This window comes from Catenuloplanes nepalensis, from assembly GCF_030811575.1.
Lineage (GTDB): Bacteria > Actinomycetota > Actinomycetes > Mycobacteriales > Micromonosporaceae > Catenuloplanes > Catenuloplanes nepalensis.
The window spans coordinates 9,245,924-9,271,232 of the sequence record NZ_JAUSRA010000001.1; the positions used below are offsets into that span (position 1 = coordinate 9,245,924).

The 25,309-nt window shown below is 71.5% G+C and carries 28 protein-coding genes, 1 tRNA gene and 2 pseudogenes; 15 read left to right on the forward strand and 16 right to left on the reverse strand.

What is annotated here, in order from left to right:
- Positions 1-59: 59 nt before the first annotated feature.
- Positions 60-257: pseudogene (locus J2S43_RS40270) on the reverse strand (HD domain-containing protein); the annotation flags it as partial.
- A gap of 81 nt (positions 258-338) precedes the next feature.
- Positions 339-896, reverse strand: a complete 558-nt coding sequence (locus tag J2S43_RS40275; RefSeq protein WP_306838504.1) for a dihydrofolate reductase family protein — start codon at positions 894-896, stop codon at positions 339-341.
- Positions 897-1,223: 327 nt separating this feature from the next.
- On the opposite strand from J2S43_RS40275, the gene J2S43_RS40280 reads away from it, so the two are divergent.
- Positions 1,224-1,373 (forward strand): hypothetical protein, encoded by a 150-nt coding sequence (locus J2S43_RS40280; RefSeq protein WP_306839773.1) that lies wholly within the window; start codon positions 1,224-1,226, stop codon positions 1,371-1,373.
- 19 nt (positions 1,374-1,392) lie between these two features.
- Positions 1,393-1,620 (forward strand): NUDIX hydrolase, encoded by a 228-nt coding sequence (locus J2S43_RS40285; RefSeq protein WP_306838505.1) that lies wholly within the window; start codon positions 1,393-1,395, stop codon positions 1,618-1,620.
- Positions 1,621-1,976: 356 nt separating this feature from the next.
- Here the strand turns inward: J2S43_RS40285 and J2S43_RS40290 are convergent, their stop codons facing one another.
- On the reverse strand, positions 1,977-2,810 hold the full coding sequence (locus J2S43_RS40290; protein ID WP_306838506.1) for a hypothetical protein: 834 nt from the start codon (positions 2,808-2,810) through the stop codon (positions 1,977-1,979).
- A complete protein-coding gene (locus J2S43_RS40295) occupies positions 2,788-3,804 on the reverse strand; it encodes a type IV toxin-antitoxin system AbiEi family antitoxin (protein ID WP_306838507.1) in 1,017 nt (338 codons plus the stop codon). Before J2S43_RS40295 ends, J2S43_RS40290 begins: the two co-directional genes overlap by 23 nt.
- 228 nt (positions 3,805-4,032) lie before the next feature.
- Here J2S43_RS40295 and J2S43_RS40300 point away from each other — a divergent pair, with 228 nt between their 5' ends.
- Positions 4,033-4,539, forward strand: a complete 507-nt coding sequence (locus J2S43_RS40300) for a GNAT family N-acetyltransferase (protein WP_306838508.1) — start codon at positions 4,033-4,035, stop codon at positions 4,537-4,539.
- A 290-nt stretch (positions 4,540-4,829) separates the two neighbouring features.
- On the opposite strand, the gene J2S43_RS40305 is transcribed toward J2S43_RS40300, so the two are convergent.
- Both J2S43_RS40305 and J2S43_RS40310 read right to left on the reverse strand, forming a co-directional pair.
- Complete coding sequence (locus tag J2S43_RS40305; RefSeq protein WP_306838509.1) at positions 4,830-5,447, reverse strand: class I SAM-dependent methyltransferase; 618 nt, start codon at positions 5,445-5,447, stop codon at positions 4,830-4,832.
- A gap of 103 nt (positions 5,448-5,550) precedes the next feature.
- Entirely contained in the window at positions 5,551-6,150 is a 600-nt protein-coding gene (locus tag J2S43_RS40310; RefSeq protein WP_306838510.1) for a class I SAM-dependent methyltransferase, read from the reverse strand.
- Between the two features lie 199 nt (positions 6,151-6,349).
- Here J2S43_RS40310 and J2S43_RS40315 point away from each other — a divergent pair, with 199 nt between their 5' ends.
- From J2S43_RS40315 to J2S43_RS40325, 3 genes are all read left to right on the forward strand, one after another.
- Positions 6,350-7,048 carry a DUF6928 family protein gene (locus tag J2S43_RS40315; RefSeq protein ID WP_306838511.1) on the forward strand — a complete coding sequence of 233 codons (699 nt, stop codon included), beginning with the start codon at positions 6,350-6,352 and terminating at the stop codon, positions 7,046-7,048.
- A 98-nt stretch (positions 7,049-7,146) separates the two neighbouring features.
- Complete coding sequence (locus J2S43_RS40320) at positions 7,147-7,296, forward strand: DUF6928 family protein (protein ID WP_306838512.1); 150 nt, start codon at positions 7,147-7,149, stop codon at positions 7,294-7,296.
- Between the two features lie 60 nt (positions 7,297-7,356).
- Entirely contained in the window at positions 7,357-7,809 is a 453-nt protein-coding gene (locus J2S43_RS40325; protein WP_306838513.1) for a DUF6174 domain-containing protein, read from the forward strand.
- 283 nt (positions 7,810-8,092) lie between these two features.
- Here the strand turns inward: J2S43_RS40325 and J2S43_RS40330 are convergent, their stop codons facing one another.
- Positions 8,093-8,947 carry a Rieske (2Fe-2S) protein gene (locus J2S43_RS40330; protein WP_306838515.1) on the reverse strand — a complete coding sequence of 285 codons (855 nt, stop codon included), beginning with the start codon at positions 8,945-8,947 and terminating at the stop codon, positions 8,093-8,095.
- Positions 8,948-9,016: 69 nt separating this feature from the next.
- On the opposite strand from J2S43_RS40330, the pseudogene J2S43_RS40335 reads away from it, so the two are divergent.
- Both J2S43_RS40335 and J2S43_RS40340 read left to right on the forward strand, forming a co-directional pair.
- A pseudogene (locus J2S43_RS40335) lies at positions 9,017-9,502 on the forward strand (alpha/beta fold hydrolase); the annotation flags it as partial.
- 167 nt (positions 9,503-9,669) lie between these two features.
- A complete protein-coding gene (locus J2S43_RS40340; protein WP_306838516.1) occupies positions 9,670-10,167 on the forward strand; it encodes a metallophosphoesterase family protein in 498 nt (165 codons plus the stop codon).
- Here J2S43_RS40340 and J2S43_RS40345 read toward each other — a convergent pair.
- A complete protein-coding gene (locus J2S43_RS40345) occupies positions 10,160-10,744 on the reverse strand; it encodes a TetR/AcrR family transcriptional regulator (RefSeq protein WP_306838517.1) in 585 nt (194 codons plus the stop codon). The two genes, J2S43_RS40340 and J2S43_RS40345, sit on opposite strands and share 8 nt — an antisense overlap.
- Before the next feature lie 84 nt (positions 10,745-10,828).
- On the opposite strand from J2S43_RS40345, the gene J2S43_RS40350 reads away from it, so the two are divergent.
- On the forward strand, positions 10,829-11,764 hold the full coding sequence (locus tag J2S43_RS40350) for an alpha/beta fold hydrolase (protein WP_306838518.1): 936 nt from the start codon (positions 10,829-10,831) through the stop codon (positions 11,762-11,764).
- Here J2S43_RS40350 and J2S43_RS40355 read toward each other — a convergent pair.
- The 3 genes from J2S43_RS40355 to J2S43_RS40365 all read right to left on the reverse strand — a co-directional run bounded on the left by J2S43_RS40355 (position 11,757) and on the right by J2S43_RS40365 (position 13,592).
- Positions 11,757-12,341: a PIN domain-containing protein gene (locus tag J2S43_RS40355; RefSeq protein ID WP_306838519.1), complete on the reverse strand. Its 585-nt coding sequence runs from the start codon at positions 12,339-12,341 to the stop codon at positions 11,757-11,759. The genes J2S43_RS40350 and J2S43_RS40355 overlap by 8 nt on opposite strands.
- A 30-nt stretch (positions 12,342-12,371) precedes the next feature.
- Positions 12,372-12,899, reverse strand: a complete 528-nt coding sequence (locus tag J2S43_RS40360; protein WP_306838520.1) for a helix-turn-helix domain-containing protein — start codon at positions 12,897-12,899, stop codon at positions 12,372-12,374.
- A 567-nt stretch (positions 12,900-13,466) separates the two neighbouring features.
- Positions 13,467-13,592: a hypothetical protein gene (locus J2S43_RS40365; protein ID WP_306838521.1), complete on the reverse strand. Its 126-nt coding sequence runs from the start codon at positions 13,590-13,592 to the stop codon at positions 13,467-13,469.
- Between the two features lie 157 nt (positions 13,593-13,749).
- On the opposite strand from J2S43_RS40365, the gene J2S43_RS40370 reads away from it, so the two are divergent.
- From J2S43_RS40370 to J2S43_RS40380, 3 genes are all read left to right on the forward strand, one after another.
- The gene (locus tag J2S43_RS40370; protein ID WP_306838522.1) at positions 13,750-14,241 is read left to right on the forward strand and encodes an NADPH-dependent FMN reductase; all 492 of its coding nucleotides are present in this window, start codon (positions 13,750-13,752) and stop codon (positions 14,239-14,241) included.
- A gap of 5 nt (positions 14,242-14,246) precedes the next feature.
- Positions 14,247-14,762, forward strand: coding sequence for a flavin reductase family protein (locus tag J2S43_RS40375; protein ID WP_306838523.1), 516 nt, complete (start codon positions 14,247-14,249; stop codon positions 14,760-14,762).
- Between the two features lie 258 nt (positions 14,763-15,020).
- Complete coding sequence (locus J2S43_RS40380) at positions 15,021-15,458, forward strand: hypothetical protein (protein ID WP_306838524.1); 438 nt, start codon at positions 15,021-15,023, stop codon at positions 15,456-15,458.
- On the opposite strand, the gene J2S43_RS40385 is transcribed toward J2S43_RS40380, so the two are convergent.
- The gene (locus J2S43_RS40385) at positions 15,428-16,303 is read right to left on the reverse strand and encodes a helix-turn-helix domain-containing protein (protein ID WP_306838525.1); all 876 of its coding nucleotides are present in this window, start codon (positions 16,301-16,303) and stop codon (positions 15,428-15,430) included. The genes J2S43_RS40380 and J2S43_RS40385 overlap by 31 nt on opposite strands.
- Before the next feature lie 101 nt (positions 16,304-16,404).
- Here J2S43_RS40385 and J2S43_RS40390 point away from each other — a divergent pair, with 101 nt between their 5' ends.
- Complete coding sequence (locus tag J2S43_RS40390) at positions 16,405-17,154, forward strand: SDR family oxidoreductase (protein ID WP_306838526.1); 750 nt, start codon at positions 16,405-16,407, stop codon at positions 17,152-17,154.
- Between the two features lie 96 nt (positions 17,155-17,250).
- Here J2S43_RS40390 and J2S43_RS40395 read toward each other — a convergent pair whose 3' ends face one another.
- Positions 17,251-18,195 carry a hypothetical protein gene (locus J2S43_RS40395; RefSeq protein ID WP_306838527.1) on the reverse strand — a complete coding sequence of 315 codons (945 nt, stop codon included), beginning with the start codon at positions 18,193-18,195 and terminating at the stop codon, positions 17,251-17,253.
- 555 nt (positions 18,196-18,750) lie between these two features.
- Between J2S43_RS40395 and J2S43_RS40400 the strand changes: the two genes are divergently transcribed.
- Positions 18,751-19,305: a YqgE/AlgH family protein gene (locus J2S43_RS40400; RefSeq protein ID WP_306838528.1), complete on the forward strand. Its 555-nt coding sequence runs from the start codon at positions 18,751-18,753 to the stop codon at positions 19,303-19,305.
- A gap of 93 nt (positions 19,306-19,398) precedes the next feature.
- Positions 19,399-19,471: transfer RNA gene (locus J2S43_RS40405), tRNA-Ala, on the forward strand.
- A gap of 67 nt (positions 19,472-19,538) precedes the next feature.
- Here the strand turns inward: J2S43_RS40405 and J2S43_RS40410 are convergent.
- The 3 genes from J2S43_RS40410 to J2S43_RS40420 are packed head-to-tail and all read right to left on the reverse strand — an operon-like array spanning position 19,539 to position 25,206.
- A complete protein-coding gene (locus tag J2S43_RS40410; RefSeq protein ID WP_306838529.1) occupies positions 19,539-20,651 on the reverse strand; it encodes a hypothetical protein in 1,113 nt (370 codons plus the stop codon).
- A complete protein-coding gene (locus J2S43_RS40415) occupies positions 20,648-23,596 on the reverse strand; it encodes a DEAD/DEAH box helicase (RefSeq protein WP_306838530.1) in 2,949 nt (982 codons plus the stop codon). Before J2S43_RS40415 ends, J2S43_RS40410 begins: the two co-directional genes overlap by 4 nt.
- The gene (locus J2S43_RS40420; protein WP_306838531.1) at positions 23,593-25,206 is read right to left on the reverse strand and encodes a dsDNA nuclease domain-containing protein; all 1,614 of its coding nucleotides are present in this window, start codon (positions 25,204-25,206) and stop codon (positions 23,593-23,595) included. The genes J2S43_RS40415 and J2S43_RS40420 overlap by 4 nt, the downstream gene beginning before the upstream one ends.
- Between the last annotated feature and the right edge of the window lie 103 nt (positions 25,207-25,309).

Consider the following 25,309-nt stretch of genomic DNA (forward strand, 5'->3'; position numbering starts at 1 on the left):
GCCTCGATCGCCGCGCAGGAGTGATGCGCGACCAGCCGGCAGATCCGCTCATCGGCACCGGCACCGGCCACGTCACGGAGGTAACGGGCACCGTCGAGAGCGTGCGAGCCGCTGTCGACCAGCGAGGGCGCGTAGCCGATGTCGTGCAACCAGGCAGCACAGATCAGGGTGTCGCCGTCGTCGCCCAGTAGATGCGCGATCGTCTCTGCCTTGCGGCTGGCGGATCTCCGTCCGGCCGAGAGTTCCGGACGAACCATCCCTTGCCCCGTCTCGCCTCGACGAGTCCGGCACCTTCCATCGAGGCGAGCGTGAAGGGTCCCGCGTTTCCGGACAGCCGTCTAGTGGGCGCGGCGGTAGTGCGTGGCGATGGCGCCGTTGCGGAGCGGGGTGGCCGAGATCAGCTCGAGGTGGCGGGTGCTGGGCAGTCCGCCCTGGTAGAGCGTCGGGCCGTGGCCGGCGATCCGGGGATGGATGAGCAGTCTGTACTCGTCGATCAGGTTCAGCCTGTCGAGTTCGGTGGCGAGCTTGCCGCTTCCGAGGAGGACTCCGGCGGGGGTCGCGTCCTTGAGCTTCTGCACACCCGCGCGCAGATCGCCGGCGATGTGGTGGCTGTTGGCCCAGGGGAAGTCCGTGCGCGTCGATGACACCACGTACTTGGGTTTGGTCTCCAGCTTGATCGCCCACTCGCGCATGGCCGGTGGCGCTTCCACGTCGCCGCGGGCGACGGCCGGCCAGTGGCTCTCCATCATCTCGTAGGTGACGCGACCCCACAGCATCGCCCCGCTCTCGTCCATGAGACGGGTGAAGAGGGCATGTGTCTCGTCGTCGGCGATCCCCTCCTGGTGGTCGACGCAACCGTCCAGGGTGACGTTGAGGCTGAAGATGAGCAGTCCCATGGCCGGCGAGTCTAATGCCGCTACGGCGTCGCGTCAGGGAACTCAGGGTTGGTCGGCCTGGACGAGCCCGCGGGCGTCGCCGACTCGACCTCGGCGAACGATGCGACGCGCCGGACCGCTAGGCGACCATGGCGACAAGGCCAGGCACTCACCACCGGGGTGGGTCCCACACTCACGCCCGATGAATCCCGCCGGAAGACGCCGGGACCCACACTCGCGCTCAGGATCACGATGGATTGAGGGGACGACGTGGGACGCCACATCGGCTACTACGACGACCTTTCGGCGCCGCGAGCCAACCGCCTCGTCCCGTCCGCCAACGTCGTCGTGACCGACGATCAGGGGCGAATTCTGCTGATACATCGTACGGACAACGACAACTGGGCGGTGCCGGGCGGTGCGATGGACCTGGGGAGTCGCTGCCGAACACGACGGTGCGGGAGACGCTGGAGGATACCGGCATCCACGTCGAGGTGACCGGCCTCGTGGGCAATATATGGACCCGGAGCACGTCATCTTCTACACCGGCAACGGCGAGGCTCGGCAGGAGTTCTCCGTGGTCTTCACCGCGCGCCCGGTCGGCGGCCAACCGAAGACCAGCGACGAGTCACGCGAGGTTCGCTGGACGCCGCCGGAGGACATCCCGGCGCTGATCATGGACCGCTCCATGCGTACCCGGATCATGTACTTCCTGTCCGGAGACGGCGTGCCGCACCTTGGATAGCGAGCGGATAGTCACCGGGGCGAGTCGTTCTCCGCCGTTCGATACGGTCGGCGCGGTTCATTATCGGTCTCGTGCCGTTCCGGCGAGAGCGGCCGGGCCGAGGGTGATCGCCGGGCACAGGTGGCGTGGATCAGCGCGTGGGTTGAGCTCGTACGGGCAAGCTGATCAGCGCGGAGCGACGGGGGCGGATGCTTGGCGGTCCCTGGTCCCCCGTTCGCGGATGATGCGGACCGGGACCGGTCTGTGCCACCCGTTCCGCATCAACGGCCGGTCTGGAGGTCGCGAAGCACCTTCGTGGACAGCACGCGGTTGATCAGGCCGGAGCGTTCGCTGCGGGCGAGACCGACTGCGCTGGATCAAATGTTCAGGCCGCGTTGGAATGCCTCGGCCAGCTGCTGTCGGCGGTGGGGATCGGAAGGCCAGTCCGGTGCGTTGACGACGGTCATCTGGTTGTAGAAGATATCGGCTCGTGGGCTGGGCCAGCGGTGAGCGAGTTCGATGTGACGGTCCGGGCCGATGAGGCTGATGACGTCCTGGCCGAGAGCGCGAGCAGCGGCAGCTCGTTCGTCCAGCTCTTCCGACTGCAGAAGAAGTTGACCGGCGGGCGTCTCGTAGAGGAAGTCCGCGATATCGGACGAGTGCAGGTACCAATACATCGCTGTGGCGATGTCGGAGGCGTCTCGGTAGTCACCGAAGGCGCTCCGGTCCAGCCATGCTTCCAGTTTGAGCGCGGTGTAGCCCGCGATGGTGGGTATTCGTATGGCGCCGGCGTGAGGCAGCGGAAGCGAGTGCGCGGCCCGGAACGCCTCGTTGAAGCCCCATACGTTGATGGGCTCCTTTCGAGAGGCAGGGGTGGCGGTGCCCGGCGGAATCTCGATGCCGCCGAACGGGATCAGGTCGACCGGCACGTCCGCGATCGTGTAACGGATCCCGGTGGAATCGATCGGTCTCAGGTTCGAGGTCAGCCGGTCGTAAGTCGTCCAGCTCGCGATCGCCAGTCCGAGGTCGATGTCTCTGGTGGCACGAAGCGCGAAGTCGTGGCCCAGTGCGCTGTGCAGGATGTCCCTGCAGCCCGCGCCGACGAGCATCACGTCGGACGTAATCAGTCGCGCGCGCCGGGATTCGAGTTCGGCGACCACCCGGTCGACGAGTTCGAGCAGCGCGGGGTCACATCTGGTCGGATCGAGCACTCCGAGCCCTCCAGGTCTTGGCCACTTCGATGAGACGGGCATCTCCGGCCGCCATGAGGTCGGCGTAGACGAGCGGCCAGGGGGCGTTCGGGGCATCCTGCGGGTGTGGGTCGTGCCAGAACTTCTGGCGGACGAACACGTTCGGCACGTGATCGGGGCTGGCGCTCCACCTGTTGATGACGGGTGTCCGCGGATCGAGGGCGTCGACGTAGATCGTCAATGTCGCCGGCCGTGCGATGTCGGCTCCCTTCGCGGATTCGCCACTGAAGAAGAAACGCTGCTCGGCGTGGGTTCGCTGTACGGGCTTCGAGAGGTCGCCGTGGTATCGGGCCAGTTCCAGCCGCCGGGCGAGGCCCGCAGGGTAGGCGGCGCTCCAGAAATCCAGCAACTCGTCGAGTCGGTGCAGTTCGCCCGAGGACGAGGCGAGAAATCCAGCCGATCTGAGCTGGGCCAGGGCCTCGTGCGCCTGGCCGACCGAGACGCCGGCAGCGTGGGCGATCGGACGGACCCCCTCGCCTGCCAACTCCGGCCATGTGAGGAGCGCGAGGGTCACCTGAGCGCGTCGAGGGCTGAACATGTTGGCAGGCCGCGGCTGCCGGCCGATGCCCGTGCCGTGCGGAGGACCGTCGCCGGTCCGGCCGTGGACCTCGATGAGGACGTCGCCGAATCTGATGTGGGCGTTACCCAGCCCATCGATGAACTGGACACCGGCTTGGCGGAGCGCGGTAGCACTCCGAGGGCTGATCCTGTCGGTGACGACCAGCGTCGGATGAGTCGCCTGCGGGGATGTGCCGCGGGCCAGCGAGGTGAGTGTGGCCCGTGCTTTGACGGTCACGATGTATCGGGCTTCTGTCTCTTTGAACGAGAGGGAGGCGGCCATGCCGGTCTGGCTGTCAGAGGCAGGCTTGGAAGTCGGCTCGACCGTGAGTGTGATGCCGAGTTCGGCCAAGCGCTCCCTGACGAGGGCGAGGATGCCGGTAGGCGCATCGGTCACGGGCATAAGGCAGCCTGTTCGGTTATGGGCTCTGTTCAGTAAGACTGAACGATATCAGAAACTGAACATACCGCCGTGAGCGCGGAGCCCTGCTGCCGCCCCGTTCGCGGGTCTCCGCCGTCTCCAGCCCTTCACGACCGAGGGTGCTCGCGGCGAGGAGCCGCTCCGCCGGCCATCGGGTCGGCCGCGCGCGACCTGACGAATTGACCACCGGGGGAGAATCCCGTCATGACTGACTGGACGACCCGGGCCGAGACTGCTGCCGACATCGAGGTCATCCGGGCCGTGACGGCCGCCGCGTTCGAGACGCCGGCCGAGGCGGACCTGGTCGACGCGTTGCGCGCGGATCCGGCCTGGATCGAGGGACTGTCCGTCGTCGCGGTCACGGACGACGGCACCGTGGCCGGCCACGCGCTGCTGACCCGCTGCCACATCGGCGACGTGCCGGCGCTGTGCCTGGCGCCGTGCTCGGTCGCGCCCGCGCATCAGCGCACCGGCGCCGGGTCCGCGGCGATCCGGGCGGCGCTGGACGCGGCGCGCGCGATGGGCGAGGCGTTCGTGGTCGTGCTCGGCCACCACACCTACTACCCGCGGTTCGGCTTCCGGCGGGCGTCGGAGTCCAGTATCCGGCTGCCGATCGAGGTGCCGGACGAGGCTGCGATGGCGCTCACGCTCGACCCGGCACGGCCGCTACCGTCGGGCACGATCCGTTACGCCGCGCCCTTCGGGATCTGAAGACTCAGGACCAAGCGGAAACCCAGGACCAAGCGGTCCCGGTCACGCCGTGGGCGCGTGCCGCCGCTCCCGCCGAAGACCGGTCGGCCGGAGGGCGGAGCGTTTACTCCATTCGGGGGTGGGCGGTCGGGGCGGCAGCAGGGCTTCCTGCCATTCGCGTCGCTGGTCGCGCAAAACCGTGCCGGTGCACCTGCCGTGGTCGCTTCCTGCCATTCGCGTCGCTGGTCGCGCAAGACCGCCGCGGGGCGCTGATGGGCGTACCCCCGCGGCGGTTTTGTGGGTCTTGTTCGTCAGCTGTGCGGGGAGGCGGGCCGCTGCCGGGGGCGGTGCGCCTCGTAGACGAAGGCCGGCGGCGGGTTGCGCCAGAAGGTGCGGCTCTGGGTGACCTCCTCGAAGGTGACGCCGAGCGCGTCACGGAACCGGCGGGCGCCCGGCATGCGGCTGCCCATGCTGAGCGTGATCGTGGTGAACGCGCCGTGCGGGGCCATCGAGGCGGCGACCGCGGCGAGGATGCCGCGGGCCTGCTCGTCGGGCAGGAGCGTCCACGGCAGCGCGCTGACGACCACGTCGGCCGCGCCGAGCCCGCGCTCGGCCAGCAGCGCGGGGAGCCGGCTCGCGTCGGCCTCGGCCACGTCGACCGTCGGGTAACGCTCGCGGAGCAGGCCGGCGAAGACCGGGTCGATCTCTATCGCGAGGTGGTGGCCGCGGCCGCCGAGCCGTTGCTGGATCCACTCGGTGACCGCGCCGGTCCCGGCACCGAGCTCGACGACCAGCGGGTCGCCGTGCTCGGGGATCGGCGCGGCCATCTGGCGGCTGACCGCGGCGGACGTGGCGGCCGGTGTGCCGACCCGGGCGGGGTTGCGGAGAAAACGTTGAACGAAGGCCCCGGGGGCGGTGCTGGACTGCATCCCGCAACGCTGCCTCAAGGCACGCTCAAAGGCCAGTCGAAAGAGTGAATAAATGCGTGACGCCGGTGCCGGATGTGTTACAACACCGGCGTCACGCCTCTGGTCAGGCCCGGAGGCGCGGCCGGCGGGCCTCGTAGACGAACGCCGGCGGCAGGTTCGCCCAGATGGCCCGGCTCGGCTCGACCGTCTCGAACGTGTCGTTGAGCGCGGCCAGCACCCGGCGCCACGGCGGCATCATCCGCGCGGTCGTGTACGTGATCGTGGTGAACACGCCGTCCGGGCTCATCGATGCGGCGAGCGCGCGCAGTATCCGCCGGGTCTGCTCGTCGGAGAACGTCGTCCACGGCAGCGCGCTGACCACCGTGTCGACCGTGCCGAGGCCGCGGTCGGACAGCAGCTTCGCCAGGTCACCGGCGTCCGCGACGGCCACGTCGAGCGCGGGGTAGTTGCGCTGGAGCATCTCCGCGAAGACCGGGTCGATCTCGATCGCCATCAGGTGGCCGCGGCCGCCGAGCCGCCGGAGGATCCACTCGGTGACCGCGCCGTTGCCCGGTCCCAGCTCGACCACGAGCGGGTCGCCGGTCTCCGGGATCGGCTCGGCCAGCCGGCGACTCACCGCCGGCGACGTCGCGGCGATCGCACCCACCTGGGCCGGGTTCTTGAGGAAGCGCTGGATGAAGGCCGCACCGGAATTCGACTGCATCCCGCCACGCTGACTCGGATCACTACTCACTTACCACTCACTCACTGTCAAATCGGCGTGCGTTTCCACGGTTCCGAAGCAGTCTGAGTGACCGGCCACCGGACTACAAGGGTGCACTGACAGATCGCCGACAGGCTCAGCAGCCCTCGCGGGTGCATCATGATCCGGCACGAGAATGGCTCTGAGCAGGGAGAACGTGATGGGCGTGAAGACAGCGCTGCTGGCGATCGGGGACGTGGACCTGCGCACGGCACTGCGCGGTGCACCCCGGCCGGTGGACGACGCGGAGGAACTCGTCCGCGGCCTCCTGCCGGACCGCCACGTCACCCGGATCGGCGACGGCACGCTGACCGACCGGATCTGCCCGCCGGACGACATCACGTACGCGACCGCGCTGCGCGGCGCCGTGCTGCTCTGCGACCGCCGCTTCGCCCTCGACCGCCCGTCCCGGCTCCCCGCGCACGTGCTCCGGGCCGGCGCCGACCGCCGGATCACGCTGCACACCATGGACGCCGCGTCCGGCCGGTTCGCCTACGGCGTGTGGGAGCACGGCGCGCTGGTGCGGTCGCTGAGCCTGTCCGGCACCCGCGTGCTGGAGGACATCGGCGACCGGTACAGCTTCGAGCTCGGCCCGGCCGACGACCCGGGCGCGCTCGGCCAGGCCGCGCTGCGCGCGTTCTTCGGCTTCGTCCTCGACGGCCAGGCCCGCCCCGGCGACGTTGACGCCGCCGCCGTGCGCGTCCACGGCTTCCAGGTCGAGGACCCGCTCTTCCGCGAGCAGGCCGCCCGCCAGGCCATGCTGGCCCGCGTCAGCGCCGGCGCCTACCGCCGCCCGCTCGCCACCACGACCATCGCCGACACCCTCCGCCCCGCCTCCCTCGCCGACTACGCGGGCTGACCGGCTACCAGCCGACGGCCGGTTCGGCTTGCGCGGCCGTTGACCGGCTGCCGCCGCTCCATGACCATCGGTGGGTACGTGAGCGTGGGGAGAGCACGATGGGCGCGAAGACGGCGCTGCTGGCGTTCAGTGACGGGGATCTGCGGCGGTCGCCGGCGCTGTCCCCGGACGACGGCATCGTGGAGGACATCGGCGAGCCGTACGGGTTCGAGGCCGAGTTCTGGGCCGGCGCACGCCCGGACGGGTGAATCGAGGGCGTGGGCCGGGCCGGGCGTCGCCGGGATCGTTGGCAGGGCATGCTGGTGCGGGTGACGGTGAGGCGTTGGTGGCCGGGAATGGCGTTGCTGCTGCTGGTGGGCGGCTGTGCGAGCGACGGTGGGGCGGCGCAGACTCCGGCCGGTCCGCCGAGCGGGGTGGTGTCCTCTTCGGAGAAGCCGCAGTGGTCGGAGCCGGAGAGCTATCGGTTCGTGCTGACGACCGGGTGCACCCGGGGTTTCGTCGACGCGCGCTATGACGTGCAGGTCGAGGGCGGCCGGGTGGTCTCCGCGACCGGGCTGAACGAGGTGGCGACGGCGCACGCGGACGTTCCGGTGCCGACGCTCGGCGAGCTGGACGTGTGGATGCGTCAGGCAGGCGGGGACGAGCGGCGCGAGTGGGACCCGGCGGACGGTCATCCGGTCGCGTTCGGGTTCGAGCCGGACGCGATGGCGGTCGACGCGGGTCGCTGCTACGCGGTCTCGGATTACCAGCCGCGCCGGTAGCGGCGGCGGGCGCCGGAAACACGCGGTCGTCACGGTGCGGGCTGACAGCGGCCGTCGCACCGGCGGGCACCACGGAACGCGCGGTTATCGCGGTGGACGGCCAGGGGCCGCGGCGAATCGCCGCGGTCGAGCCGTGTGCTTTCAGCCATCGCGCGACGCGCAGGGAGGAGCGCCGGCGACGACCGGTGCCCCCGGGACCGACCACCCACCCCGGACCGGAATGAGCGCAGAGCCTCCGCGACCACGCCGGAAGCGGGAAGATCGCTTCGAGCTTCTGATCCTGTTACGGCAGCGCCGCCTGGACCCTGCCCTCGACGACGCGGGTGCGCAGCAGCGGCTGGTCGGTGGCGGACGGGCCGCGGACCACGGCGCCGTCGGCGAGTCGGAACGTGCTGCCGTGCCAGGGGCAGACCACGCACGCGGCGCCGCCGATCTCGGTGATCTCGCCGTCGCCGAGCGGACCGGTCTGGTGTGCGCAGCGTTCCATCATCACGGTGACCCGGTCGCCGACCTTGGTGACCAGCACCGGGACCTCGCCGATCCGGGCCACCTCGGGACGGTTGTCGACGAGCTCGTCCCAGCCGTAGACGTCGTGCCAGCCGTCGTCGATCTGCCGCAGGAACGGCTCGGCCTGGTTGACCGCGGCGCCCTGGCGGAAGCTGAGGTGCCCGCCGACGTACGCGCCGAGGCCGGCCGCGGCCAGTCCGGTGTAGGCGAGCCGGCGGCCGAGCCGGTGGTTGCCGGCCAGCCGGGCGGCGAACGAGCTCGCGTAGAAACCGATCGCGATCGTGTTCGCGGCCGCGTGGACCAGGCCGACGCGGCGCTGCTCGCGGGACAGCTCGGACCAGTCGGTGGCGCCGGACGCGGCGGCGGGGATCGCGGCCGCCGTGCCCACGCCGACCAGGATCGTCGCGGCGCGCTCGGTGCCGGGCAGCGCGTCCAGCACGGCCGTGCTCATCCAGGCGCCGACCGGCAGCTGCACGGCGACCGGGTGCAGCGGATGCCCGAGCCCGACGCCGTGCAGCAGGTCCTTGAGCCGCCGGGGCAGCGTGGCCTGGACGCCGCGCTGCAGCGGGTCGCTCGCCCGGTCCAGCTCACCGGTCTTCTCGACGCGTTCCAGCAGTCTGTGCAGCACCATGGTGTGAGGGATGCCCGGTGAGCGGGGCCGCAAACACGTCGCTCGGCGCCGTGGGAGCGGTTCGCGGTCGTCGCGCACTCCAGCGGCGGCGTCGTCGCGGCCGAGGTGGCCGCGTGGGCGCCGGGCCGGGTGAGTGCGCTCCTGGCGGTCTCCGCGGTCGTGCCGGCGCCGGGCCGCAGCTTCGTCACGTCGATGCCGTTCCCGAACCGGCTGGTGCTGGATCTGGCGATGCGCGTCGCCGGCACTCGGCCGCCGGAGGCCGCGATCCGGCAGGGCGTGGCCGGTGGCGTCGACGCGGAGACGGCCGGCCGGATCGTCGCGGACTTCCACCCCGAGTCCGCGGGCCTCTACCGGGACCGGCTGCGCGGCGGCGGTCTACCGGAGCGGCGCGGGTATGTGGTCACCGGCCGGGACGCCGAGCTTCCCGCGCCCCTGCAACGGCGTTTCGCCGGCACCCTCGGCGCGCACTGGACCGGCACGATCGACACCGGCCACCTGCCCATGCTGGAGGCACCCACCACGCTCACCCACCAGATCCAGGACTTCCTCGCGTAGAGCCTGTGTCGAGGTGAGGGCCGGAGCGAGGCGCGGTCCAGGTGTCGTGGAGGGTGTGCGGTGCGGAAGCCCTCATACCGGTGTTGTACGTGCGACGTGCGGCCAGGCGGCGCCTGGGCCTCGCCGCAGCCCGTCTCCCACGTCGACACAGGCTCTAGGGTGAGGGCATGCGTCTGGTGTTGCTGGCGGATACGCACGTGCCGAAACGGGCGAAGGATCTGCCGGGTGAGGTGTGGGCGGCGGTGGACGCGGCGGACGTGGTGGTGCACGCGGGGGACTGGGTGGACGTGCCGCTGCTGGACGCGCTGGAGGCCCGGTCGCGGCGGCTGATCGCCTGTTACGGCAACAACGACGGCGCGGCGCTGCGGGCCAGGCTGCCGGAGGCCGCGCGGGCGGAGCTGGGCGGGGTGCGGCTCGCGGTGGTGCACGAGACCGGTGATTCCAAGGGGCGCGAGGCGCGGTGCGCGGCGGCGTATCCGGACATCGACGTGCTGGTCTTCGGGCATTCGCACATCCCGTGGGACACGACCGCGCCGGGCGGGCTTCGGCTGCTCAATCCGGGCAGCCCGACGGACCGGCGGCGCCAGCCGTTCCGGACGTTCATGACCGCGGTGATCGACGGCGGCACGCTGCGCGACGTGGAGCTGCACAACCTGATCAGCTGAACGTGCCGTTCAGCATGCGGATCAGTTCCTCCGCGGCCTGCGCGGTGTCGAAGGCCGGGTCGGTCAGGCCGGTGGAGACGATCGCGTCGATGGCGCCGTTGACGATCACGGCGGTGACCTGCGAGTCGATGCCGCGCCGGTAGTCGCCGACCTTCGCGGCCGCGGTGAGCAGCCCGGCCATGGTCTCGTGCCGGCCGGGGCCGCCGGGCGCGTCCGCCTCCGCCACCAGCGACTCGATGATCATGCGGGTGTGGGTCGGGTGCAGGCGCATGTAGCCGACCAGGGAGCGGATGTAGGCCTCGACCGCGGCCGCGCCGGTGTGCGGCTCGACCGCGGCGCCGACGAACTCGATCAGCGATTCCAGCACCGTGGTGTAGGCGGCCTGGACGACCCCGTCCTTGGATGGGAAGTGGTAGAGGACCGCGGCCTTGGAGATGCCGGCGGCCTCGGCGATCCGGGCGAGCGAGGTTCCGGCGTAGCCGTGCGCGGCCACCAGATCGATGGCGACGCCGATCAACTGCGCGCGTCGTGCCTGCTCGGTAAGGGTGAGGGGCTTGCTGGCGTTTTCGGTCGGCACTCGATCACCGTACCCGATCTGACATTGCGGTTGAATTTTCTACCATGCGGTCAGTAATCTGACCTCATGGTTAAGAAGGCGCTCGTGTCCACCACCATCGGGGTCGCGGTGATCGCGGCCGTCGTCGCCTACGCGCTGCGGGACCCGTCGCCCGTCGGCTACTTCGCCTCCGCCGACGCGGCCGATCGCTTCACCGGGGCCTACCGCGAGGCGATGGCCGACATGCCACCCCCGGACAGAACCATCGACATCCGCACGGGGTACGGGGTGGTGCGCGTCTATCACTTCGCCGGCGGCACCGACCCGGCCGCCGCGCCGCTGCTGCTCCTGCCCGGCAGTGCCTCCGCGTCGCCGGTCTGGGCCGGCAACCTGCCGTCGCTGCTGCGGCAGCGCAGCGTCTACACCGTCGACCTGCTCGGCGAGCCCGGCATGAGCATTCAGCAGCGCCCGGTCGCCACCCTCGCCGACCACGCCCGATGGCTGCACGAGGTGCTGCTCGCGCTCCCGGAGCCGCGGATCCACCTGTTCGGCCTGTCGTTCGGCGGCTGGAACGCGATGAATCTCGCCGTCCACCACCCGGAGAAGATCGCGAGCGTCATCCTGCTCGACCCGATCCTGGTCTTCGGCGACCTCTCCTTCGGCGTGGTGCTCCGCTCGATCCCGATCGCGTTCCGCTGGGCGCCGCGCTCCTGGCGCGACAGCTTCGCCAGCTGGACCGCGAACGACGCGCCGATCGAGGACGAGCCGGTCGCCCGCATGATCGAGGTCGGCCTGCAGGCGTACGTGGTGAAGCTGTCCGCACCGGCCCGCCCGTCCGACGACGCGCTGCGCGGCGTCACCGCGCCGGTGCTGCTGCTGATGGCCGGGAAGTCCCGCCTGCACGACTCCGCCGAGGCCGCGGACACCGCCCGGCAGCTGCTCCCGGCCGCCACGGTCAAGGTCTATCCGGACGCGTCCCACGCCATCAACGGCGAGTACCCCGACGAGATCGCCGCCGACGTCGCGGCGTTCCTCAGCTGAGGCCGCCGGGCCGGGGCAGCGCGGCCAGGGCGGTCTCCGCGATGCCGGTGACGGTGCGCGGGCCCAGGCCGGCCTTGCCCACCGCCTCGATGCCGCGCAACACCGCCAGCAGCAGGGCCGCCAGCTGCTCCGGGTCCGCGCCGTCGTCGATGTCGCCCTGGCGCTGGGCGGCGCGGATCTCCGTGCCCAGCAGTCCGGCGGGGATCCGGTCGCCCGGGAAGTCCTTGATGTTGCTGGTGACGATCACCCCGGCCCCGGCGAGCACGGCTGCGGCGACGACATGTTCGTCATCGGGGTCCGGGAGATCGAAAGTCCCTTCGAGCGCTTCGAAGCCGAAAATTTCGGCGTCACCGAAATGCGGTCTCATCTGGGCGATGAGTGCGGCGGCACGCCCGTCGGCTTGTGATGTGCGCATTCCCTGACGGCGCTGGAGCTTGCGGGCCTCGTGGTATTCCAGTTCCTCCATGGCGACCGAACTCCACGTCGGCCGGTACATCCCCTCCACGGCCAGCGACAGCAGGAAGTCCCGCTGCATGCTTGGCCAGAGAACGCAGGTGTCGAGGGCTGCCGTGAACACGCGCGCATCATTCCAGGGAAATGATGATCGTCATAGATCTCCGCGTGTCTTCCGTCGTTCGGCGACGGCGCGGCGTGCGTCCCGGAGTTGTTGCAGCGTCTCGTTGAGATCGTCCTCTTTGTCGATGTCGACGCTGGTCGCCTCGATCGCGGCGTGCTGGTCGGCGCGTCGCTGATCGCGGTATTCCAGGAGGTGACGCAGCAGGATGCGCCGGTGGGTGCCATTGCGTTCGTAGGGGATTCGGTTCTCGTCGAGAAGTTTGATCACGGTCGGCCGGCTGACGCCCAGCAGGTCGGCGGCCTGCTGGGTGGTCAGGGTCTGGGTGACCGGAGCGACGGTGACCGCGTGACCCTGATGCAGGGCCTCGACGACCTGCCGCAGCATGCGGTAGATCTCCTCGGGCAGCTCGACCCGGTCGTCGGGCTCCTCGGCGGCCAGAAAGTAGCGCGGGCCTGGTCGGCTCGTGTCGGCGTGCCCGTCCAGGAAGCGCGAGACGGCGTCCACGTCGTTTTCCAGGCCGGGCAGGTAGGTCTCCTGTCGCAGCGTCGGTGCCCCCATGTCATCCTCCTCCGCAAGAAGCGTAACCGAATTTCTTTCCTTGCGATTACAGTCTGTCTTGCTTCGCCCCGCCGGTCAAGTGAGCTTCCGCCGTAGCCGTTCTCGGCCGGGGCGCCAGGTGCGGAAGAGGGGCGATCGATCCCCTCGTCGCCGAGCACGTCGTGGGTATCGCGGCCGCGAGATTCGGAGGCCGTGCCGGGTTGGCGGGTGGCCTGGGATGCTCGTTCCTCGCGCTCCCGGGCGGGGAACCGGCCGTGCTGCATCGCGCGCTCGAACGTACCCCCGAGCCGCGGTCCTTTCTGTTCTGTGACGCCGAAGGCGTCCTGGTCCCGGTGTGGAGCGGAGAGGCGGTCGCGCGGCACGATGAGCGGTCATGACCTGAGTACCCGGATCGGCGGCTGGTGATCTTCCGGCCCGTCGGCGGCGAGGCCTGATCGGCGCTGGCGAGCAGCCGCAGCGCCTGATGCTAGGTGCTGCCCGGGACCGCGGTGTAGAGGATGAGCCGCTGGTCGCGGTCGGTGAGGTCAAGGGTCTGGCAGCGAGCGTGGCGACGATCGGCCAGGCGAGCTAGGCGAGCGTGTCGAACGGCGCGGGGAGCGCGCCGCCGGTCGCGACGTTGATGGCGATCGCGAGCAGCGCGGTGAGCAGCCCGGACGTGACGAGCTGCAGCACTGTGACCTGATCTCGTCGCACGGCGATACGGTACTTCTCGTCGTCGATGGATATACAGGAGGTGAGCAGAGGCACTTCCCGTGCGGGCCGGTGGTCAGGCAGAATAGGCCTCAATCCCCATCGGGTAACAAGGGTTTTCCGTCATGGATATTGCGGCCAGAGAATCGAGGGTGGCTTAGTGAGCATCGCTGTCGTCGCGGGAAACCCGAAGCCGAAGTCACGCACGCTCGCCGCCGGAGTCCTCCTCGCCGAGACGCTCACCGGCAGCGCACCCGACCTGGTCATCGACGTGATCGACCTCGGTCCCGGGCTGCTCGCCTGGGGTGACCCGGGTGTCGGTGAGGCGGTCGCCGCCGTGGTCAAGTCCGACGTGGTGATCGTCGCGAGCCCGACGTTCAAGGCTACGTACACCGGGCTGCTCAAGCTCTTCCTCGACCAGATCCCCACGGACGGGCTGGCGGGCGTCTACGCGCTGCCGCTCATGCTCGGCGCCGGGCCCGGCCACGCGCTCGCGCCGGAACTGCTGCTCAAGCCGGTCCTGGCGGAGCTGGGCGCGATCACCCCGGCCCGCGGGCTCTACCTGATCGACAAGACGTTCGCCGAGGACCCGGCGCTGCCTGCGTACGCGGACCGGGTCCGGCCCCTGCTGCCGATACTCCGGGGAGAGTGACCGCCGTGGTCGACCTTCGTCCCGTCGGCGACGACCCGGCCGCGCTGCGCGCCGCCTACGGCTGCTTCCCCAGCGGCGTCACCGCGGTCTGCGCGCTGGTCGACGGCGCACCGGCCGGGCTCGCCGCCAGCTCGTTCACGTCCGTGTCGATGAGCCCGCCGCTGGTCTCGGTCTGCGTGCAGCACACGTCCACTACCTGGCCGCGGCTACGCCACCTCGACCGGGTCGGCGTCAGCGTGCTCGGCGAGGACCACGACGCGCTCGCCCGGCAGATCGCCTCCCGCACCGGCGACCGGTTCGCGGGCGTGGCCTGGGAGGCGGGCCCCGGCGGCGCGGTCTTCCTCGGCGGCGCCACCGCGTGGCTGGACTGCACGGTCGAGCGCCAGGTGCCGGCCGGCGACCACGACATCGTGCTGCTGCGCGTGCACACGCTGCGCGCCGATCCGGACGTGGCGCCGCTCGTCTTCCACGCCAGCCGCTTCCGGCAGCTCGCCGCTCCCCGGCTGCGTGACGCCGCCTGAACCGCTCCCCGGCTGCGTGACGCCGCCTGAACCGCTCCCCGGCTGCGTGACGCCGCCTGAACCGCTCCCCGGCTGCGTGACGCCGCCTGAACCGCTCCCCGGCTGCGCGACGCCGCCTGACCACTGGGGCGAGCGGGGCCGGTGGGGCGCCTGTGAGGCGGTACCGCTCCCACCCGGATGATGATCCTGGACAGCCCTCCGCCGGTACGCGCACCATCGAGACATGGGCTGATGCGTGACCGACCAGGGGGTGCGGCGATGGTGGCTGTTTTCGGTGAGCAGGCGGCGACGGGCTGGCACCCGCTGCTGAACGGCACGCACGAGCTGGCACGGGCGATCGCCGACCCCGTGCACGACGACCCCGCCTGGCGGGAGCGCGTCGCGGCCCGGCTGCGCGGCCTGCGCGGCGCGTTCGACGAGCACATGCGGGCCACCGAGGGCCCGGCCGGCCATTACGCCGCGCTGGTCGACAACACGCCGCGGCTCGCCTCCGGCGTCGACGGCCTGGTCCGCGAGCACGCGGCCGTGCTCGACCGCATCAGCGCGCTCCAGGAGCACGTCGACGCGGACCGGCCCGGCACCGACGAGATCCGCGACTGGGCCCGGCTGCTCGTCCACCAGCTCTTCGCCCACCGTCAGCACGGCGCCGACCTGGTCCTGGAGGCCTACCAGACCGACATCGGCGGCTCCGACTGACTGTGCTCCGCGGCACCCCACGAGGCGAGCAGGCCGATCGAGTCCGCGGACGCCGAGCCCGGCTCGGCGGTGTAGAGCGTCATCGTGAGCCGGTCGTCGGCGCGCAGGTCGAGGCTCTCCCAGGCCAGCGTCAGGTCGCCGACGACGTGGTGGTGGATCCGCACGATGCCGGTGTCGTGCGCGTCGACGACGTGCGACTCCCAGCGCCGCCGGAACTCGGCGCTGCCCGCGGACAGCTCGCCGAGCAGCGCGCGCAGGCCGGGGTCGTGGCTGTCCCGCGCCGCGGCCGTGCGCAGATTCCCGACCATCACGTCCGCCACCTGCGCCCAGTCGCCGAAGAACCGGCGCGCGCCGCCGTCCAGGAACACGTAGCGGGCCACGTTCGGCGTGCCGGCCGAGCCGGCGAACGCGTCGGCGAGCAGCGCGCGGCCGGGACCGTTGGCGGCGACCAGGTCGGTGCGGCTGTTGACCAGCGTGGCCGGGGCGGCGAACGCGTCCAGGCTCCATCGCAGGCTCGGCCGCACCGTCACCGGCCGCCGCCGGTCGTGCAGGATCGCGTTGCTGCCGTTCGCCTCCGCGGCGAGCCGCACCAGGTGCGCGCGCTCGGTGTCGTCGAGCCGCAGCGCGCCCGCGACCGCCTGCAGGACCTGCGCGGACGCGCCGCGCAGCACACCGCGTTCCAGCTGCGCGTAGTACTCAGCACTGATCCCGGCCAGCGACGCCACCTCGCTGCGGCGCAGCCCCGGCACCCGGCGCCGCCCGGAGACGGGCAGTCCGGCCTGCGCGGGGCTGATCCTGGCCCGGCGGGTGGTGAGGAAGTCGCTGACCTCGGCGCGGTTGTCCACCCGCCGACGGTACGGCGCGCGGCGCGCGGTAGCGATGGGCCACTGGTACATGTGTCAGCGGCGGCTTCCTCACCGCACCGGACGCGGCTTCGCTGATGGTCATGAACAGCACCGGCAACACCGTCTTCATCCCCGGCTCGACCTCCGGCATCGGCCTCGGCATGGCCCTGCGCTGGGCCGAGGCGGGCAACACCGTCATCGTCGGCGGCCGGCGCACGGACCGGCTCGCCGAGATCGCCCGCGAGCACCCGGCGCTGCACACCGTGGCCGTCGACGTCACCGACCCGGACTCGATCACCGCAGCGGCCACGCGGGTGGTCGCGGCGCATCCGGAGCTGAACGTGCTGGTCACGATGGCCGGCATCATGCGGCCCGAGGATCTGCGGACCCCGGCGTTCCTGCCGACCGCGGAGGCGCTCGTCGAGACGAACGTCTACGGCACGATCCGGCTGGTCGCGGCGCTGACCCCGCACCTGCTCACCCGGCCGGATGCGACCATCATGACGGTGTCGTCCGCCTTCGGCTTCGTCCCGTGGCACGTGACCCCGACCTACAGCGGCACCAAGGCGTTCGTGCACTCCTACACCCAGGGCCTCCGCGAGCAGCTGCGCGGCACCGGCGTCCGGGTCGTCGAGCTGGTCCCGTCGGGCGTACGCACCGACCTCATGGGCCAGGGCGCCAACCCGGCGATCCCCTCCGTCGACGAGTTCCTCGACCAGGTGTTCGCGCTGCTCGGCGCGCACCCGTCCGCGGACGAGATCGTGGTCGACGCGGTGCGCTTCTACCGCGACGCCGAGCGCGAGGGCCGCTACGCCGACGCCTACGCCTTCAACGTCTCCATCACCGCCTGACCCGCGCCACCCGCCCCCAAGATCCAGACCTCCCCATGCAGCTGGAACGACATGGGGGATGCCTGGATCACGGGTGAGGGTGTGTGGTGTGCCGGGTCAGGGCTTGAGGATGAGGAGCTGGCCGGTCAGGGCGTCGAGGATCGGGCGGTCGCCGGCCGGGGCGGCGAGCGTGGCCGACGCCGGGTGGATGACCAGCTGCTCGGTGCACATCTCCGCGGTCGAGGTCGCGGTGCCGCCCACGATGATCAGCGTGTCCGTCTCGTGGACCAGCGGCGTGATCTGCTCGTCGCACGCGCCGACGCCGAGCCGCAGGTCGAGCGTGGTGCCGGCGACCCGGGCGAGGCTCTGGGTGGCCTTGAGATCGGTGCCGCCGGCACCGGGCGGGGCCAGCGACGGGGACGGGACCGGTGCGGTCGACGCCGGTGTCACCGCGACCCGCGCGACCGGGGACGACACCCCACGAACCGAGAACAACCACGCGGGTACGGTCGCGTCGCCGCGACTGGTCCGCAACGGCACCGTGCCGAGCGTGGCCCCGGTGACCGGCAGTTTCGTGCAGACGGCGTCGTCGGCGGCGCTGACCGGCGAGTCGGGACCCGGCTTCGTGCCCGCGGAGGGCGCACGCCCGCCCGTCGCGGGCTCGCACGGCGGTGGGTCGCCCTGGTCGATCAGTGCGAACGTGTCCGCGGCGCTCAGCAGCGGCGTCTTCTCCGCACCGGCGGCGTAGGCCACCTCGCCGGACGCCGCGGCCGACGGTAGCGAGCCCTCCAGCGTGAACCAGCCGGCGTCGAAGGCCTGCCGCTGCCCGTCGGTCAACCCCGCCGGGGCGATGAGCAGATCCTGCAACGGTACGAAGCCGGTCCGCCACGCCGGCGCCGCCGCCTCCACGGCGGGCCAGCTCGCGGCGACCGCCTCGGCACGGCTCGTGAACGCCTCCGGCGCGGTGCCGGAAGGCGCCCCGGCCGACGGTGTCCCACCCGGCGCGGCACACGCGGCGAGCGGGAGAACGAGAAGAATCCCCAGGTACGGCAAACGGCGCATACCGGTATGACGAGCCGCCCACCGCCCCGGTTCCTGCCTCCCCGGTCATCGGTTCGTCCTTGCCGCCTCGGATCGTGCGGGGAGGAGCGAGCGACGGCGCTCGCCCTTGCCGGCTCCGGATCGTGCAGGAAGGAGCGCCAGCGACGGTTTTCGCCGTTGCCGGCTCCGGATCGTGCGGAGAGGAGCGCCAGCGACGGTTTTCGCCCTTGCGGCCTCGGATCGCGCAGGGAGGAGCGCTAGCGACGACCGGTGCCCGCGGGAGCATGCGGAAGGTGATGTATGCGGAAGCGGGCAGATAAAGCTTTTATGGTCTTTCATGACGGCAGCGTGACGGCCGCGCTACACCGTGATCGCGCACGTGGATCTTCCCCGGCTCTGTCGGGTAATCGTTGTGCTCACTCACGTGCAGACCTTATCGGCGGGCTGCGGCGCAAGCTATCGTGCGAGGCATGGCGTTGACTGCGCGCAAGGCCGGCTTCGCGCCCCTTGCCGTGCCTGGACCTGAGGAACGGGGGTCGCGTGCATCCTGAAGGTCAGCGCGTCGGAGGTCGGTCCATGGAGTCGATGACCGGCCGCATCCTGGTCGCGACGCCATCGCTCAAGGACCCGAACTTCGACCGCACGGTCGTGCTCCTCGTCGCGCACGAGACCGGCGGCGCGCTCGGCGTCGTGCTCAACCGCGCCACCGAGGTCCCGGTCGCCGAGGTCCTCGGCAAGTGGGGCAGCCTCGCCGGCGATCCCGCCGTGCTCTTCGAGGGCGGCCCGGTCGCCCCCGAGTCCGCCATCTGCCTGGCCCGCACCCGCCCGTCGGTCAAGCGCCCCTCCGGCTTCCACCCGGTCTCCGGCGGCGTCGGCACCGTCGACCTCTCCGCCGACCCGGAGTCGCTCGGCGACAACCTGTCCGGCCTGCGCGTCTTCGCCGGCTACTCGGGTTGGTCCCCCGGCCAGCTGGAGGAGGAGATCTCCTCGGGCTCCTGGTTCGTCTTCGACGCCCTCCCCGGCGACGCCTTCGTCTCCCGCCCCGACGACCTGTGGACCATGGTCCTCAAGCGCCAGGGCGGCATCACGGCCGCCGTCGCCCACTTCCCCTCCGACCCCGCCCTCAACTGACCCCCTCCGCCGTGGGGGTCCGCGCGGTGTGTAATATTGCTGCCGTGCCCGGGTGAACCGGACATGAGCATCAAGGCAGTGAGCAGTAAGCAAGGGGCTGTGGCGCAGCTGGTAGCGCACCACACTGGCAGTGTGGGGGTCAGGGGTTCGAGTCCCCTCAGCTCCACCCTTTGTAAAAAGGCCCGGACCAAACGGTTCGGGCCTTTTTTGCATGCGCTAGGAAACATGTCCGCTCAATCGGGTTTCACCTCACTCCGGATCTCGTCCGGCGTCGGTGGTGGAACCTCGAGGCGTGCGGACAGCCGCTCTGCCATCTCCTGAGTGCGCTCGGTGCTCATCGTGCGGCGGCCTGCGGTCGCGTTGAGAAGCTGTTCGAGGACCGCCTCACGGCGCAGGCCCGGATCGTCGCACCAGAGTTGCATGAAAGAGCGGCGGTACGGCTCGAACGAGCCGAGCTGATAGAGCGCGAACGGTCGCCTGAATGCGGACGGGGGAAGCGTCGCGCGAAGAACGCCATTGGCCATTCGCTGCGGCGTCACCGTCGGAAAGCCGCGTGCGGTCAGCCAGTTCCGCCACGTCGTCATCGGGTCCTCGCGGTCCTCCTGCTCCCGCAGTGCCTCGCCCAGGTCGGCGCAGACCAGCTCGATGTGCTGGTCGCGCCGTTCGCTCGCCATGGTGAACGCCTGCATGCGCAGCGGGCCGGCGTCCTGGACGAGGTAGGCGGGGAGCCACACCTGCTGGGTGGAGATCGCTCGCGCGGAGGACACGCCGTCGCTGATGTTGAACGCGCGCCGGTCCGGCCGGGCCAGCAGCGCCTCGATCTCGGCGGCCGGGAACGGGTTCGTGAGTCCGGCGGCCCGGAACTCGGTGCCGTCCCTACCGCGCCAGGACAGTTCCCGTAGGTAGGTGACGCCGGTGTAGTGGCTGGTGGGCAGCGGCCCGCCGGTGTAGCCGTCGAAGTACAGCCGGCGACGGTCCTCGCGGACGATGCGGCGTACTCCCTCACGGGCCGACTGCTCGCCGAGCGCGGTGAGCCGGAGCTCGGTGCCGGTCCACCCGACGTGGCCGAGGGAGACGAGGAAGCGGAGTGTGCGGTCGACGATCGTGGGCTCGATGCCGAAGAACCGGACCAGCTCACCCGGGGTACGGAGCCCCGCCTCGGCGATGCCGCGCGTGACGAACTGGTCGAAGACCTCATACGGCTCGGTCTCGGTGACGGTGGCGCTGACCTCGACCCGCCAGATCGGGATCAGCACACCGAACAGCCGGGTCGGCCGGGCGCCGGGCGCCGCCACGGCCCGCTCGATGGCGCGGCGGGCCGGATAGATCGCCGGACGGTCGGTCACGCGTGCTCCCGGAGGTGGGCGCGGAACGCCACCGACGGGTGGATCACCCCATGGGCGAGCGCGTGGGCGTGCAGCGCGCGGGCGAGGTCGGCGAAGCCCGGGTCACGCGCCGAGCGAAGGGTGTCGAAGTCGCCGATCAGGATCAACTGGTGCCGGGCGCGGGTGATCGCCACGTTGAGACGGCGCAGCTCAGAGAGGAAGCCGACCCGGCCGTCGCGGTTACTGCGCGTGAAGCCGAAGACGACGACGTCGCGCTCGCCGCCCTGGAAAGCGTCGACGGTGCCGACGTTGTCATTGACCAGGACTTCGTTGCCGACCAGTTCGGACAGGCGGGCCCGCAGATATTGGGTCTGGGCACGGTACGGAACGATCACCGACCAGCTCAGGCGGGTGGCGGCGTAGCGGGCGACCAGATCGATGATCAGCCGGGCCTCGGCCGGGTTGTCGTAGCCGGTGGCCTGCCACGTCTCGCTCTCCTTCCGGCCGCGCTCGGCCCGGTCCGCCGCGGGGAGATCACTGGTGTCGATCACGGCGAGACAGCTGTCGAGGAGCGGGTCGGGAGGCGTCCGCGCGACCTTGGTGACCAGCGCACCGCCGTAGAACCGGGCAGACACGAACTCGGCGACCGCGACCGGCATACGCCGCTGCCAGGTCAGGGCCGCGGTCAGCGCGCTCCCGCCGGCCCGGTGCAGGCGCTCGAACGCGCTGGTTGTCAGCAGGTCCCGGAGCACGGCCGGGTCGGTGCCGCCCGGGGCGGCGGGGCGGCGTCTCAGCCACTGGCGCACGTCGTCGTCCACGACGGGCGGCAGCTGGTGGTGGTCACCGACCAGGATGGCCCGGCGAGCACGGACGAGCGGCACCAGGGTGGAGGCCAGCGGGATCTGCGCTGCCTCGTCGATGATCGCGACGTCGAAGGTCTGGTCGGCGATGAGATTGCGTTCGACCCCGACGCCGATGCAGGTGGATCCGACCACGTCGGCGTACCGGACGAGTTCGTGGTTGAACTCCGTGGACGGCTCGCCGAGGCGGTCTCGCCACTGTGCCAGCAGGCGCGCCCGGCGCCGGAGGCTCGTGTCGAGCTGGGCGGCCCCGTGGTAGAAGGCGCCGAGACCGGCCGGCTCCGTGCCGGTGGACGGCAGGGTGCCGTACGGCGCGAGGAGCGGCCGGAGTGCCTCCGCGGCCTGCCGAGCGGCCGCGACCGTCTCCTTCTGCCGGTGGGCGGCGGCGATGGCCGCCCGCTTGGCGTCCAGGACCGCCGGGTCCTCCTTCAGCAGGCGGGCCAGTTCACCGTCCACGACGTCGGCGTCGGTCCGCGCGGCGGCATGGAACCGGGTCGCATCGGGCACCTCGTGGGCGCTCGCCGCGATGCGGTCGCGGATCCGGCGTACACGCCACCGGTGGTAGAAGCCGAGAACACCCGTCCGCCGCGCGTCGGCGTGGGCGAGCGTGGCGGCCAGGCCGGCAGCGCGCGCCTCGGCCCGCTCCAGCCGGCTCCGCGCCTCCTGCAGCGCGCGGGCCGCGGCGTGCCGGGGCTCCTGGAAAGCGGTCTCCACCGCGGCGATCGCGGACTCGTGCCGGTCCGCCGCGGCACGATGACCGGCCTCGGCCCGCCGAGCGGCGTCGACATCGGCGGCCAGCCGGGCGAGCAGGACCGCGGGCCGGTCCTCGTCGAGGACCCACGGTTGCAGGGCGGCCATGTCCGGGGCGGTCCGGTCGAGAACGGATAGCCGCACCGACTCCGCCAGATTCGGCACGACGAGGTGCCGGACGGACTGCGCCACCCGCTGCTCGTCGCCCACCCGTACCGCTCGGAGGCCGCCGGACAACTGCTCCAGCACGTTGTCGACGGCGACGTGCGTCTGGGAGGCGACCAGCACCCGTTCGCCGCGGGATACCAGCGCACGGGCGATCTCCCCGATCGTCCGCGACTTGCCGGTGCCGGGCGGGCCGAGGATCAGCAGCAGCTCGGGGGAGCCGACGGCGCGGCGAAACGCCTCCCGCTGCCCGGGGTCGAGGCTCGCGGGCGGGTCGATCGCCGTTGCTCCCGGGCCCGGTGCGGCCGCGGCGGCCACGGTCTGCTCCGGATCGGCGAGCAGGGGGAGGAGCGCGGGATTCGCGGCCCGGCCGGCCCGGAGCGCCGAGATCGCAGCGTGCTGAATCTGTGGGATGCGAAGGTTGACGGTGGCCGTCAACTCGCCCTGATCCGGCAGCCGGGGGCGGTGGATGCTCTCGCTGAAGCTCACCCGGAGCCGGTCCCCGTCCAGGTCGCGCACCCGGCCCCGCAGATCCGGCAGCCCGGTGACCTCGACCGTGGTGCCCGGCGTGAGCCGGACGACCCGGCTCAGGCGGAACACGTAGACCGCGCTGGTGTCGTGCCGGGCCTCGGCCACGGACTCGACGGCGTAGTAGGGAATGGGCGGAGCATCGGCGTGCGCGGCGATCCGGATCTCCCGGCCCGCCTCGACGACCTCCTCGACCGCGTCGCAGAAGGCGTCGTGGCTCGCCGGGCGGTGCGGGGCCGGAGCAGTGGCCTCGGCCGGTGACATCGCCCGCCACGCGTACTCGATCTCCTTGGCGAACGCGCGCATGCCGGGTGGAACGCGTGTGAGCACCGGCTCGTAGAACCAGCCGCCGGAAGCCTGCAGCCGGAGGGCGCCGCGGGCCAGCCGCTCGTGGTCGGACAGCCGCATCGGCGCGACGAAGTGCATCATCCAGGCGTCACCGTGCCGGGACGGCCGCAGCCCGGCGACGTGCCGCCGGACGTAGAGCCGCAGCCCGTGGTCCATCGTCGCGGGTACGCCACCGTCCGCGTTCAGCCGGTTGATCTCGGAGATCAGGTCTGCTTCCGCGGGCACCTGCCGTCCCTGCTGCCGCTGCTGCATGACCTTGGCAGGAAGTTCCAGCGAGGGCACGAGCACGACCGGCCCGGGCAGACCGACCGTCATGAGCGACCGGCCAGCTCGGACAGCCCACGGCAGAGCCGGGCGACGGACGGCCGGTGACCGGTTTCTTCGTGGAGCGCCGGAAGAAGGACGTCGTCGTACGCCGGCGGCAGACTCGGCCGCAGCAGCACCGGCGGCATCGGGGCACGACCCGGCACGCGACCGGTGGCCAGGTGGTAGACGATCGCTGCGAGCTGGTGGACGTCGGTCCAGGCACCGACCGGATGCAGCAACGGCCGGTCCTGCTCCGGCGCCCGGTATTCCGGCGGGCCCTCGCCCGGCTCGGCCGGCACGGTGGCCAGACCGAGGTCACGGAGGACGATGTCGCCCCGACCGGCCGTGACGAACAGTGCGGCGGGCGACAGATCACGGTGGGCGTGACCGCGGTCGTGTAGCGCCGTCAACACGACGCCGAGCGGCCGGAGGCCGCGGAGCAGCGCGTCGAGCGCCAGCCGCGGATAGCCGCCGTCCGGTGGCCCGAACGTCTCCAACACGGTACGGCTCGCGGGGCGCTCCACCACGAGGACCGTGCTCCCGCCCGTCTCGACGATCCCGGCCGCTCTCGGTGCTCCGACGACCGGGCGCAGCTCCCGCATCAGGTCCGCCTCGCGGCGAAGCTCGGCCCGCCCGGCCTCGCCGTCCCGCAGCGCATCGACCCTGCGGAGCCGGACGGAACCGCCGGACGGGGTCACCCGGCTCGCCGACGCCTCCACCCGGACGTGACCGCCATCGGGTGCGGTCCGCGTCGTCACCGGGCCACGGATGAGGTAGACCGAGTCGCGCACCCGCGCCTGCGAGCCCGGCCGCCATCGGCCGGGCGGGCCGGAGATCGACCCCGACCTCACGGACACGGGACGGGGTGTGCCGTGGTCGACGCAGTCGTCGTGCGTGGTGAGGACGAGGCGTCGGAGATCCGCGATGGACAGTGTCTGGTCGGCGAGCCGCGGGCGCGCACCGTCGCGCAGCGCCCGCATGAGCCCGGCGAGGCGTGGCGCCTTCTGCTCGGGGAGGTCCGGCTCGTCGACGGAGACCCGGAGTATGCGCCGGTTGATGGCGAGGAAGCACTCGGTCGCGTACCGCGGATCCCGGTCCAGGCCGATCAGCGCCTCGCGCATGCGCTCGATCGCGACCGTCCGGATGTAATCGCGGTGCGGCATAGCCTGTCTGCTGACGACCAGCACGTCGCGGACGAAGGCCTCGGCGTCGGCCGGCGGCATGCCCGTCTGCTTCGCGAGCTGCGGTGGCAGGTCCCTCTCGGTGTCCGCGTGGACGGCCAGATTCGAGACGACCGCGCAGTCCACGGCGCGGCCCATGGCGTTCCAGTAGAACCACAGGTCGGCGACCGGATCGCACAATGACGACGGTGTCCAACGGGGCTGATCCGTCTCCCTGTGCTTGATCGAGACCAGTTCGACGGCACCGTCCGCGGAGACGGCCAGGTAGTCGCTGGACCACTCCACCACGATCTCCCGCAGCGCGCCCGAGACCAGGTTGTCGATGCAGCGAATGGCGATGCAGTGATCCTGGAAGTGGTATCTGCCGCGCGTCTCCCGAGCCGTGTTGCGATGGTCGCGGTAGAACGTGTCATCCGGGCGGGCGGATGAGGTCGCCATATGAGGACCATATCGGTAACCGTCGCGATCTGTGGTCCCGTGATCCGGTATCGCGACCGATCGTGCGGCATCGGCCGGCGCGAACGCCACTCGATGTCCCGGA